The following is a 12741-nucleotide window of genomic DNA, read 5'->3' as shown; positions in this document are numbered from 1 at the left end:
ATCATCAAAGATTCATAAATAAATATAGAAAGGAAGAAACCAAATGAAGAAAAGATTTATCACCATATTCGGTGCATTGTTGCTTGCATGTAGCTTGCCATTATCCGGCAACGCAGCAAGCAAACAATTATTTGAAGACGTACCGCCAACAAAGCACTTTGCAGAAGCAATCAATGATCTGGCGGAACGCAATATAATCGGAGGCTATCCGGATGGCACATTCAAGCCGGGGAATTCTATTACGAGAGGACAGGCGGCCGCAATCATTGCGAAGATGATCAAATTGGATACGAAAAATGTCAAAAATCCTGAATTTAAGGATGTTTCAACGGTGAATGGCTATTACAAGGCGATTGCCGCAATGGCGCAAGAAGGTATTATTGATGGTTATCCGGACGGGCGTTACGGACCGAATGATCCGATCAAGCGAGGACAGATGGCTTCAATTTTGGTCAAGGCGTTTGACTTGCCACGTCAGTCCGGAGAGAATCCTTTCAAAGATATCGGTTGGAATGGCAATTCGTCGCATTACAAGAATATTCTAATCATCTACCACCTCGGCATTACGACGGGAACGGCTTCCAATACATTTAGTCCAAATCTCTCCATCACGAGAGGACAAGCAGCCAAAATGATGAAAGCGACGGAAGAGGCGAAACCGACGAATATGGTGACGCTCGGAGCGGATGATTTTGGCTGGAATCGTTTCTTTACGACAGAAACAGAAGTGAACCCAGGGCTATTCGATATAATTTACGTAGAAGGGAAGAAAGGTTACCGAGACGATAAAATTCAATTGATTCCGAAAAAAGAAGGTTCAGGCACATTCACCGTATCGGACAAGCATTTCTTTGAAGCAGAGAATTACAAAAAATATTATGTACATGTAAAAAAAGAGAATGGCGAGTTGAAATTGACGATGAAAGAGACGAACGATTTTCTGCCGACCGCAGTAAAGCTTGAAATTCCCGAAAAGCAAGATGTCCAAATTATTTCACTTTCGACGATGGACGGAAAGAAGCTGACTGATGATGTAACGTTTAAATCGTGTGATTATGTAAATATCTGCTTTGATATCGACAAGCCCGGCCAGTATATTGCCACTGTGCATTTCGCTGACGGCAAAGAAACACGTTACGGAATTGAAGCGAAATTGAAGAAAACACATTTTTATTATGAAGTGAATTCGTTAAGAGAAAAACTTTCTGCAAGGTATGAGCAAGGGACGGCATATGATATAGGGAAGCACAATATTGTTACGAAAGGCTATGAGCAAATTGTAGAAATCAAAAGAGATACCAGCACTAACTTGTTCACTGCACATCTGATTGGTAAGAAGGAAGGTACGATTGTGGTTGAATATGAGAAGCCTATACGTACAGAGTTTTACCATCAATCAGGCTTTCAGGTAGATGTTAAGAGAATCGGTTCTATATGGAATGTTTCGATCTGGTCGGATGGGTACATTACGGATATGTAATGGAGTAAAGAGTCGGTAAGCAAGTCCAACAGATATTAAATTAAAGAGAATCCTCATCAAAGGAATGGACGGTTAACTTTTTTGGTACAAATGATAGCTACCGGCCAAATACAATATTCACAGCTTTATTCCCACAAACATTATATGGTTTATATTTATTTGTAATGGACCTCTGAACTACTTTACGTGATCATTCGATTCAATTTTTTGTAACAATACAACCCCCTACTTTTTCGTAGCACGTAATAAAATCGACTGCCTAAAAGGAAGTCGATTTTATTATGACGGTTCTACCTACATATACGTTTCACTGAGGGTTTCATTTGTCTAATAAGCATCTTCCGAAATTTTTACATAAAGACTTCTAGTTATTTATCGGCCCTTTAGTAACCTCAGTTAATTTCGAATTAACAGCAAATATTTTTGCGTTGATGTCCGTAACTCCAAAGCCAGTTAATCGTTTGGAGTGCATATCTAAATACTTTTCAGCAGTTTCTCTTGTTTCAAACATGTAAATTCCACCGGCTTCTTTCATCTCCGGATTCTCCGTCCAGATTTTCCACATGACCCCGTCTTCTTCATTGATGCTTTTGGCTAAATCGGTAAGGGCCTCCGCCATTTCATCCCCGAATGGGCCATTCATTTTAAAATCCACTTGTAAAACGTATGCCATAATTACTCTCCTTTGTTTATTTAGTAGTTGTAAAATAGGATTCCCCTAGAATTTCCTTTGCTTGATATTGATCAGGCGAAAGTTCTTTTTCAATAAAAGAGTGAACGTCTGGTCGTTCAACATCGTACATCGCTTCAATTTCTTTAGAAAGCAGAAGTTTTTCCTTCCCAAGCAAACTAGAAAGAGGTGACTGTTTTTTAGGTTCCAGTTCTTCCGTATTTAGTACTTGTTTCAATCCGTTAACATAGGATTCAAACGGACGACCACCTACAATTTTTACACCTTTATTTTCCTCATTGACCATGATAATTGTAGGAAAACCTCTGGCACCCAGGCTTCTAGTCAGACCAAAATCTTCGTTTAATAACTTTTGTCCGATTGGTTGTTCAGCTTCATTAACAATAGCTTCCCCATCTAGACCAAGTTTATTTACAATTTCAATCAACACGGAAATATCTGAAATATTTTGGTTGAATAAGAAAAGGGCTTCTCTCGTACGTCGCAAATATTCATATGCTAACTTATCATCATGGTATTTTTGGATCATCTTGAATACACGAGAAGGCGGGTAAGAGGACTGGACTGGATTATCAATCATTAAAGTACCGTCAATTGGCATCCTTGGGTGTTCTCCAACTTCTCTCCAGTGCCCTGCAACATCGGCAGGCTTATATATACCGTTTGCAGGATCGATCGGCCCGTCATGCCATCTCTCCAGCAAACCGCCCATAACCGTATGAAAGTTAAAATAATCCCCGTATTGCTCTACAAAACGACGAAGCTCAGGTTCAATGGCCCAACAATGAGAACAAATGGGGTCCGTGACATAATAGAAATTAACCGATTTTTTTACTTGATTGAAATCAATCACTTCTATTTCTTCTTCCCCAGTCACTCCACATACACCTGTTTCTAAATCACAAATCATATTATTTTTCAATTCGTTTTCCTCCCTTTTGAATAATTGAGAAAAGGCAACAAAATCTTTGACCTTGCGTGAACCATTCACTGTATTTACTTTCTAATCTTTTTCTATGCAGCCGACCAAGTTAGAACTTCATTTAACATTATTTAAACCGTTTCTTCATGAAATGGTGCTAGCTTAAAGGGGATCATTTCCTCAAAAGCCAGTGAAAAGATTTAGTTCCGGTTGAGTGCTTACTGTTGCAACTTTTGATACAGTTAGAATTAACCGCAAGTAGCTAGCTGCTATCACCCCAAGAGTATAACCATGAATTACAATTTTGACGTTCCTATTGTTCCGTTCAACATATAACTAATTGATAGTATCCGTAATCGCTCTGTTATATTTATTCTGCATCTACCGTGCTCCAAAGTGACAATGCCAATTGCATTCATCCCCCCTAATATGGTTTATTTGAATATCTTATATTTCTTTATTCTTCAAGGGCACGATATAATATTTTTCTTACATTTAAATTCTAAGCCCTAATGATCTAAATCAACACCAATAATTCATTGGATTTGTCGTTTATACAACACATTTAATAAATTGTCTAAAAAGTAGGAGGGATAACAATGACCGGATCGAAGACGGATCCACGAGTTCTACGCACACGCAAATTAATCATGGATTCTTTCATTGAACTTTCAAGTGAGAAGGAATTTAAGGATATTACCGTTAAGGATATTACAGCCGAGGCTATGATTAACCGTGCCACGTTCTATTATCATTTTGAAGATATATATGACTTATTGGATAAGGCATTATCGGAAGTATTGTTAATTAACCTCGATTGTAATCACTACCAAAACATTGAACTAAATGAAGAAATGCTAGTTAATATTTTCAAGGCGGTCACAAATTTTCAAATGTCATTATCCAATCGGTGCCATCGCGGATACGAAGATACCATTGCCCGTATTATTAGAGAACAACTTGAAATCATTTTTTATAAAGTATTGCTAAAACAAGGTCTAACCGGAGATATGCAGGCCCTAAAGATTACTGCTGTCATGTTAAGCTGGGGGCTTTATGGGGCTTCTGTAGAATGGAGAAGAAATAGTGTGGGGGTAAAGCCGGAAGAGTTTATTAAACCCGCCATTCCTTATATAATTTCCAGAATTGATGTTGGATCTACTAACGAAACAAAAGAATGAACACAATTTGGAATTCATCGCAAAGGCAATAATAGCTGTTATTGCAATGATTATCGTTTACACTAATATCGCCTGAACCCTATGTATTCAATTTGCAAAATAAAATATGCGCGATATCAAGTCATCAAGCAGTTGATACTTTCAGCCTTCATTAACCCTTGTGACGTTGACCGCATAATTTAAAGAAGAGATGGAATATTACAAAAAAAGTTGCCGATTTATATTCGTTTGGATATGATTGTCTAAAGAGAAGGGGGAACATTCAATGACTACGGATAATGAAAATTTATTTGATAAGGAAAAAAGTATTGATCCGAAAAGGAAAGTAGAAAGAAAAGACGGGGAACCCACTTCAGCTTTCAAAGGAGCTTCTTTAGCAGCGCTACTAATAGGAGTATCAGCTTACCTCTTAGGTTTGTATAATGCTGTTATGGAACTGAACGAAAAAGGATATTATTTTGCAATTTTAATATTTGGACTCTATTCATCTGTATCTTTACAGAAAGCAGTAAGAGATAAAGAAGAAGGTATACCAGTTACGAATATTTATTATGGTATTAGCTGGTTTGCACTTATTATAGCTATTTTATTAATGGCCATCGGTTTATACAATGCAGGAAGTATTGTTTTAAGCGAAAAAGGGTTTTATGGTATGGCTTTTGTTCTTAGTATATTTGCTGCGATAACAGTTCAGAAGAACGTTAGAGATTCACAGAAAGCAAGAGAAATAGACTGAGTCACTTACCGTTAATTTGATGATTTCGACTGATTAAACAATACTATTTCACCCTCATTCTAAATCTAGAATGGGGGTATGCTTGTTAAAAAGGCACTAATCACCCATATAATTTAGACACTATTCCACTAACCATTAATACCCGATTCACTTTCATTTCCTCTCCCCCACCCAATATACTTTCTCGAAAAATCGCAATGGAAAAACAGTGGTATTTCATTCATGGTTCCTACATAATAAGAACTAATGTATCTTTTTATTGAAAGATGTGCCGTTATGACACCTGTCATCTTATTATGTGAATGACAAGGATCAAAGCTACAGTATAACTTCCAAGACATTATGAAAAGCCTTGTTTAGTAAGGATCGAAGGCTATATTTACGTTAGACTTTTCAAACGGAATAGAAGAGAATAAAAAGATGCTTGCTAATAATGAGTCACGAATTATTTCCTTAGGCGGGCAATGGATATGTATAAGAAGAACACCCGAACGTTTGATTATGAATTTATTCGGGTCTTTAAAAAGGTGGCGTTCAGTCTGACTTTACAACAATTAAAGTATGCAGTGGAGGTAGCAAGTAAGGGATCTATGAATGAGGCAGCAAAAAGTTTATTCATCTCCCAACCGAGTTTATCGAATGCAATTAAGGAATTAGAGAAAGAAATAAAAATCACCATATTCATTAGAACGAATAGAGGGGTTACGATTTCTAATGAAGGAGCCAAGATTCTTGGTTATGCTAGGCAGGTATTACAGCAGTATAGCATGCTTGAAGAAAAATATATGGGCGAGAAACCAGCCAAGCAACATTTTTGTATTTCAACACAGCATTATACTTTTTCAGCGAATGCTTTTGTGGAACTTGTAAAGGAGTTTGGGGCTTCTGAATATGAGTTTACACTTCGTGAAACGAAGACATATGAAATAATTGAAGATGTAAAGAATTTACGAAGTGAGTTAGGGATTATCTATTTAAGTAATTACAATGAATCCGTAATATTAAAATTGTTAAGAGAAAGAAATATAACTTTTTCTGAACTATTTACTACAAAACCCCATGTATTTATTAGTGAAAATCATCCATTATCCGACAAAGAATCTATTGATTTGGATGAATTAGATGATTATCCATGCCTTTCTTTTGAACAAGGAGAACATAATTCATTTTACTTTTCGGAAGAAATTTTAAGTACACGAAGTGTAAAGAAAAGCATCAAAGTAAGCGACAGAGCAGCTATCGTTAATTTCATGATCGGTCTTAATGGTTATACCATTTCTTCTGGAGTTTTCCCTAAATTTCTTCATGGTAATGAAATTATTGCAGTTCCTCTTAATGTAGATGAGGTCATACGGGTTGGAACAATAAAGCATAGAGATGTCACACTAACGAAGCTTGGTGAAATATATTTGGATGCATTACAAAAGATTGCGCAGGATTTATAACTGAAAGTGAAGTTAACTCTCAGCTTGGTATAGTTATTATCTATATCAAGCTATATATTTTTGGTATTATATTATATCGAAACTTTTCATTATACTATATTCAATTAAAGAAATAAGTAGAATAATGGAAAGTAGAGTGAATTAAGATATGGGAGTTCAAGCATTATCTTCATTTGTTATTTACGTTCTAATAAATGCCTTCACGCCAGGACCTGGTAATATCCTAGCATTAAATACGATGACTAACTATGGATGGAAAAGGGGGAAACCTTTATTCATCGGCATCTTTATCGGTTATCTTTTTGTACAAACAATATGCGCAGTATTTATCTTTGGATTGGAGAACTTAATAAACCCGATAATGTTTGTCCTTAAATATGCAGGTGCTATTTATATTTTATGGCTAGCATACCAAATTTCCATTAGTAAGCCTGACAATAAAACTGCTGGGAAAAAACCTTCATTTTTGACTGGTTTTGTTTTGCAAATTGTTAATGTGAAAATATTCTTATTTGGTATAACTTCTCTAACAGGATATGTTGTTCCATATTACTCGTCATTTGGGTGGCTTTTATTTTTTGTTTTAATCATTGCTACAATAGGTACAATTGCTACCTTGACTTGGATACTTTTTGGAGCATTATTCCAAAAGACATATTTCAAATATTTCCGAGTAATAAATATTATATTGGCGTTATTACTATTGCAATGTGCAGTTGGACTTTTATTACAGTGAAGTACAGGAAAACATCTAGCTAGCATACCTCCGCCAATCTTTACATATTTATTATACAGCTCCTATCAACCAAACACTCCGAGCTATTAAATGTATTTCAAATTATTGTACAAAGTGTGTTCAGTCTATATCGACAAAGAGATGTGTTCACCGAAGTTTTATTTAAATAAAATGGCAGTGTCCCATCGCAGAGCATTGTACGTAAAACTTTGGATGAGAAGGAGGAATGTCTTGCAAACATACAATTACGTATTCCCGCAAATACCTTCCCAGCAAATGATTTCAATTATTAAAGAGGGACTAAAGAAAACACAAAACCCTAAGAAAATCATTTTGATCGGTGCAGGGATGGCTGGTTTGGTTGCAGCTTCTTTACTTAAAGAAGCTGGACATCGTGTCACAATCCTTGAAGCTTCTGATCGGGTTGGCGGACGTATCTACACAATACAATCAGATTTTACAGATGAATTGTATTTTGAAGCAGGTGCCATGAGAATTCCCAACACCCACCTCCTGACATTAGAATATATAAAAAAGTTTAATCTCCCGCTTAATCCATTTATCAACAGCACTCCTGATGATATCCTATTTGTAAAAAACATTAAAAGCCGATTAAAGGTTTACGAACAATATCCTGCAATTTTCGGCTTTCCAGTTGCGCCACATGAAAGAGGGAAAACGGCTGTCGAATTAATCCAATTCGCAATAAAACCGGTCATTGATTTAATAAATCAAAACCCACAGTTGTATTGGCCGTGGATCATCCAGGAATTCGATAAATATTCGATGGATGCGTACTTAAGGCATAATCCATTTGGAACTAGATTGACTTCAGGCGCAATCGAAATGATAAAAGTAACTCTTTCGTTAGAAGGATTCCCAGAACTCTCTTTTCTTGAACTACTGCGTGAATTCATGGTTCTGTTTACCCCGAATATTAAATTTTTCGAGATTACCGGTGGAAATGATCAACTTCCAAAAGCATTCGTTCCACAATTAAAAGACGACATCATGTTCGGATTAAAAGTAACCAAAATCACTCAATCCAACAATCAAGTTACAATTGATGCTACTCATACAAAAATCTCAAGGCCATTTCAAATAACCGGTGACCTGGCCATCGTGACCATTCCTTTTTCGGTTCTACAATTTGTTGAGATTGAACCAAGGAACTCTTTTTCAGAAAACAAATGGAAAGCCATACGCGAACTGCATTACGTAGGCTCAACAAAAAGCGGGATTCAATTCAAAAATAGGTTTTGGGAAAAAGAAGGGATATTTGGAGGTCAAACGGTTACGGATCTCCCCATTGCTTACACGCAATATCCGAGCACAAGACTTGGCACTTCTGGATCTGGCATCATATTAGCCAGCTATACCTGGGGGGATGATGCTCTCGTTTGGGATAGTTTGAACTCCCAAGATCGTTTGGAATATACACTGAAAAATTTAGCTGCAATTCATGGTGAACGGGTCTATCATGAGTTTGTAACAGGTGCAAGTTTTAGTTGGACACGAAATCCGTATTCTGGCGGGGCCTTTACGATGTTTAAACCCGAACAAATAAAAGAGTTATCTCCCTATATCTCATCTCCGGAAGGAAGGGTCCACTTTGCCGGTGAACATGCCTCTACTCAACATGGTTGGATACAAGGGGCAATTGAATCGGGAATACGGGTAGCTAAGGAAGTCAATGAAGTCAATGAATTGACGACATTGTAGAAAGCCCAGATAAATCAGTATCCTCGTGACTGAGTGTTGATACACTCGGTCTTTTAATCTATTATTATTTCACTGCAGATATGGAAAATGTAAAGCCAACACTCTGAATTATTATCTGACTTGTGTCTACTTTCTCTTCCGTATTAATCCAAATTAGAAAACCTCACCAATCTATGCGATAATAAAAGAACAAATGTTTCCATTATATTTTTAAAGAGATGCCGTTATGGAGCCTGTCATCTTATTATGTCAGATTTTTAATTCTGTACTTTAAATTTTCTTGGTTTTATTGAATTCTGTATCGTTTTAGAGTGTATTCTCTTTCACAAATTCTGCAATATGAGAAACTAAGTACTTTGCATCTTGGCTAACCCCACAGATCAACGCTGATCCGCGTTGATGTTGCCAAGGTAATCCTATGAAATATAGACCTCTTATCGGACTTATACCTCTTTTATGGACAGGTTTTCTATTTTCTGAGATAGCACCATCTATTTGAATCCAATCATAAAATGGAATAAACCCGGTTGACCATATGATATTTTCGAAGTTTTGGACACTATGATCTTCAAACGAGACTTCATTGCCTTCCACTTTGACTACCCTAGGCTTGACGCAGACTCGTCCTTCTTTCATCAAAGCCTTTAATTCACTTCCAAAGATAGGGTCATGTTGTTTGCTGAACCACTTTCCTCTTTTGGTATTGATACCAGCATGCAATAACCCTATTAGATCCAGCCAATAAAATATACTTTTCCCTAAAAAGTGAAGAGGTAAAAATTTAAATGGACGGCTTACAGCCAAAGTTACAGGATTCTCATGGGCTAACTCAACCGCAATTTGTGCTCCCGAATTACCACCACCAACAACCAGTACTGAGCCTTTCAATAGTTGCTTAGGCGAACGATAAAGAGAAGAATGAATTTGGAATGGTCCTCCCGTCTTATTAACTGCAACTTGCGGAACAAAAGGTTTCTGGAATGCACCTGAGGCAATTACAACTTGTTTAGCTTCTAAAATTCCTCGACTCGTTTCTATATAAAACACTCCACGCTCTTTTTTTATAGTTGTAACTTTCGTATTAAGATGCACTGGCAAATCGTAACGACTGACGTATTGCTCTAGGTAATCTGCAATTTCGTCTTTTGTTGGAAATCCTTCCGGTGGGCCGTCCATTTGCATTTCTGGTAAGGAGCTATATTTTCTTGTAGTAAATAAAACTAATGAATCGTACCTTTGTCTCCATGTGTCTCCAATTCTTTCTTTAGAATCTATCAATAAGAAGGAAAGCCCTTCTTGCTTCAAATAATAACCCATAGCAATCCCCGCTTGTCCTGCCCCAACTATAATTACGTCATAACGCTCCATTTATTCCACCCCTAATTTTATTTTCCAAGCCCCTTTCATTCAAACGATCATTTGAACTAAGTTTATTATATATTATTTTAGCAATCAATTAGTTATGATTATTTCTTTAAATATTAATTTCAGCTTCTAGCCAAATATTAGATGACCTGACTCATTTATGCGATAATACAACTATAAGAACTAACGTTTCATCTCATACGTGAAAGAGGTGTTTCTATGAAACCAGTCATTTTAGCCGAAAAACCATCCCAGGCAAAAGCCTATGCAGAAGCCTTTAATGTAAAAAGTCGACAAAAAACACATATCGAACTAGCGCAAAGTCAGCTTTTTCCGCAAGGCGCAATCATCACATGGGGCATCGGGCACCTCGTCGAATTAAAAGAACCAAAAGCGTACGACAATCGCTGGAATCGCTGGACGCTTGGGAGTTTGCCGATACTACCGGAACGTTATGAATTTCAAATTGCGAAGGGAAAGTATGAACAATTTCAAGCGGTGAAGAGATTGATGCGCGCGACCGACGTCGTCATTAATGCTTGTGATGTGGACCGTGAAGGATCCAACATCTTTTATTCCATTTACAACATGACTGGCGCACGCAATCAAACGATTAAGCGACTTTGGATCAATTCCTTGGAAGTAGATGAAGTACGAAAAGGTTTTGCGAACTTGCGGGACAATCGGCAAGATTTGCTGCTCTATGAAGAGGCTAAAGCACGACAGATCAGTGACTGGCTTGTCGGTATGAACGGTTCTCGGTTGTACACACTTTTATTAAAGGCAAAAGGTATTCAAGAAGTCTTTCCGATCGGCCGCGTTCAGTCCCCGACGGTATACTTAATCTATCAGCGACAACAGGAAATCGAAACGTTTGTATCAGAACCCTTCTTTGAAGTGGAAGCACTTTTCACGTCTGAACATGGCAAGTATAAAGGCAAGGCAAAGGTAAAAGAACCAATGCGCGAAATTGTGCAAGAACTGTTAGCGAAACATCAAATTCAGCTAGATACTCCTGGTGTTGTCACGTCTGTTATAAATACAGACAAACGGATGCCGCCGCCACAGCTTCATTCATTGTCTACTTTGCAGGCGACGGCTAATCGACGTTGGAAGACGAGCCCTGCCAATGTACTGAAAACGATGCAGACACTGTATGAAAAGAAACTTGTCTCCTATCCGCGTACCGATACACGGCATATTACACCGAATGAATTTGCCTATTTGCGCGACCAAGTCAATGCATATCAACAGCTCATTCACCATCCATTCACGGCGTCTCTGACACCTAAAAAACGCTATGTGGACAGCTCAAAGGTTCAGGAACATTACGCCATCATCCCGACAAAAAAGATTCCTACTGAAGCGGCTCTTGCTAAATTATCGGGAATTGAGCGTAATCTCTATGAAGAAGTGGTTCGCACGACGCTCGCTATGTTTCATACGGATTATTTGTATACCGAAACGAAAGTAACGACGAATGTTAACGGATTGCCATTTTTCACAGTCGGGAAAACAGAACGTGACCTTGGCTGGAAGGCACTTTTCGGCACCTCAAAGGAAGAGAAAAAGGAAGAGAAAGCTTTACCGCCGCTTCAACTTAACGAACCGGTTACCAGTGAGATTGCTATTAAGGAAGGCAAAACACAGCCACCAAAACCTTACACAGAGGGCCAGTTAATTGCCATGATGAAAACATGCGGAAAATTAATTGAGGATAAAGAGGAAACGGAAATTTTGAAGGAAGTAGAAGGACTCGGTACGGAAGCGACCCGAAGTAACATCATCGAAACGATCAAGAAACATGGCTATATCAGCGTTTCGAAGAACGTAGTATCGATAACCGATAAAGGACGCGTACTCTGCCAAGCAATTGAAGGAAACTTACTTGCCAGTCCTTCCATGACAGCGAAATGGGAAAGTTATTTGCGTAAAATTGGGACGGGTGAAGGATCGGCACAACATTTCTTAGATACAATCGCCAAGTTCATTCAAAAGCTGTTGAATGAAGTCCCGGAACAACTGGAAGACCAAACGGTCACGGTGACACTGCCGGCTTCCACTAAAAAATCGAGATCTTCTTACACGCCGCAAGAGATCGCCCCTTGTCCAACATGCAAACAAGGAACGATCGTAGCTCGCAAAAGCTTCTATGGCTGCAGTAATTATAAAAATGGTTGTAAGCAAACATTCCCCGGTTTATTTCTCAAGAAAAAACTGACCCCAAGTCAAGTGAAACTGCTATGTACGAAAGGGAAAACCAATGTGATCAAAGGTTTTACCGCTCAAAATGGTAGCACATTTAATGCAGCGCTCGCATTAATAGATGGGAAGTTGAGTTTGGATTTTAACATAAGGCAGGAAAAATAACAGATTCATCCCCCACTTATATAAGTGGGGGATATCAATTGAATTCAGATAGAATGAAATGACTTACACATAGTATATTTCTTGGATGTAATT

The 12741-nt window shown here is 37.9% G+C and carries 10 protein-coding genes; 7 read left to right on the top strand and 3 right to left on the bottom strand.

The window, feature by feature from the left end:
• Positions 1 to 43 precede the first annotated feature (43 nt).
• Positions 44 to 1480: an S-layer homology domain-containing protein gene (locus MKY93_RS00660; RefSeq protein ID WP_340757855.1), complete on the top strand. Its 1437-nt coding sequence runs from the start codon at positions 44 to 46 to the stop codon at positions 1478 to 1480.
• A 364-nt stretch (positions 1481 to 1844) separates the two neighbouring features.
• Here the strand turns inward: MKY93_RS00660 and MKY93_RS00655 are convergent, their stop codons facing one another.
• Both MKY93_RS00655 and MKY93_RS00650 read right to left on the bottom strand, forming a co-directional pair.
• Positions 1845 to 2153: a monooxygenase gene (locus MKY93_RS00655; protein WP_221837640.1), complete on the bottom strand. Its 309-nt coding sequence runs from the start codon at positions 2151 to 2153 to the stop codon at positions 1845 to 1847.
• 16 nt (positions 2154 to 2169) lie between these two features.
• Positions 2170 to 3093: a DsbA family protein gene (locus tag MKY93_RS00650; protein ID WP_340757851.1), complete on the bottom strand. Its 924-nt coding sequence runs from the start codon at positions 3091 to 3093 to the stop codon at positions 2170 to 2172.
• A 599-nt stretch (positions 3094 to 3692) separates the two neighbouring features.
• On the opposite strand from MKY93_RS00650, the gene MKY93_RS00645 reads away from it, so the two are divergent.
• The 5 genes from MKY93_RS00645 to MKY93_RS00625 all read left to right on the top strand — a co-directional run bounded on the left by MKY93_RS00645 (position 3693) and on the right by MKY93_RS00625 (position 8913).
• Positions 3693 to 4274 (top strand): TetR/AcrR family transcriptional regulator, encoded by a 582-nt coding sequence (locus MKY93_RS00645; RefSeq protein ID WP_078817659.1) that lies wholly within the window; start codon positions 3693 to 3695, stop codon positions 4272 to 4274.
• A 265-nt stretch (positions 4275 to 4539) separates the two neighbouring features.
• The gene (gene yiaA, locus MKY93_RS00640; protein ID WP_078817660.1) at positions 4540 to 5010 is read left to right on the top strand and encodes an inner membrane protein YiaA; all 471 of its coding nucleotides are present in this window, start codon (positions 4540 to 4542) and stop codon (positions 5008 to 5010) included.
• Positions 5011 to 5549: 539 nt separating this feature from the next.
• Positions 5550 to 6455, top strand: a complete 906-nt coding sequence (locus MKY93_RS00635) for a LysR family transcriptional regulator (protein WP_340760886.1) — start codon at positions 5550 to 5552, stop codon at positions 6453 to 6455.
• A gap of 148 nt (positions 6456 to 6603) precedes the next feature.
• Entirely contained in the window at positions 6604 to 7191 is a 588-nt protein-coding gene (locus MKY93_RS00630) for a LysE family transporter (protein ID WP_340757848.1), read from the top strand.
• 276 nt (positions 7192 to 7467) lie between these two features.
• The gene (locus MKY93_RS00625) at positions 7468 to 8913 is read left to right on the top strand and encodes a flavin monoamine oxidase family protein (RefSeq protein WP_340760885.1); all 1446 of its coding nucleotides are present in this window, start codon (positions 7468 to 7470) and stop codon (positions 8911 to 8913) included.
• A gap of 306 nt (positions 8914 to 9219) precedes the next feature.
• On the opposite strand, the gene MKY93_RS00620 is transcribed toward MKY93_RS00625, so the two are convergent.
• Positions 9220 to 10281, bottom strand: coding sequence for a flavin-containing monooxygenase (locus tag MKY93_RS00620; RefSeq protein WP_340757846.1), 1062 nt, complete (start codon positions 10279 to 10281; stop codon positions 9220 to 9222).
• 216 nt (positions 10282 to 10497) lie between these two features.
• Here MKY93_RS00620 and MKY93_RS00615 point away from each other — a divergent pair, with 216 nt between their 5' ends.
• Positions 10498 to 12648 carry a type IA DNA topoisomerase gene (locus MKY93_RS00615; RefSeq protein WP_340757844.1) on the top strand — a complete coding sequence of 717 codons (2151 nt, stop codon included), beginning with the start codon at positions 10498 to 10500 and terminating at the stop codon, positions 12646 to 12648.
• Positions 12649 to 12741: the final 93 nt, after the last annotated feature.

Source organism: Sporosarcina sp. FSL W7-1283, from assembly GCF_038003105.1.
Taxonomy (GTDB): domain Bacteria; phylum Bacillota; class Bacilli; order Bacillales_A; family Planococcaceae; genus Sporosarcina; species Sporosarcina newyorkensis.
Note: the sequence above shows the minus strand (reverse complement) of the source record. Positions and strands in the feature narration are given on the sequence as shown.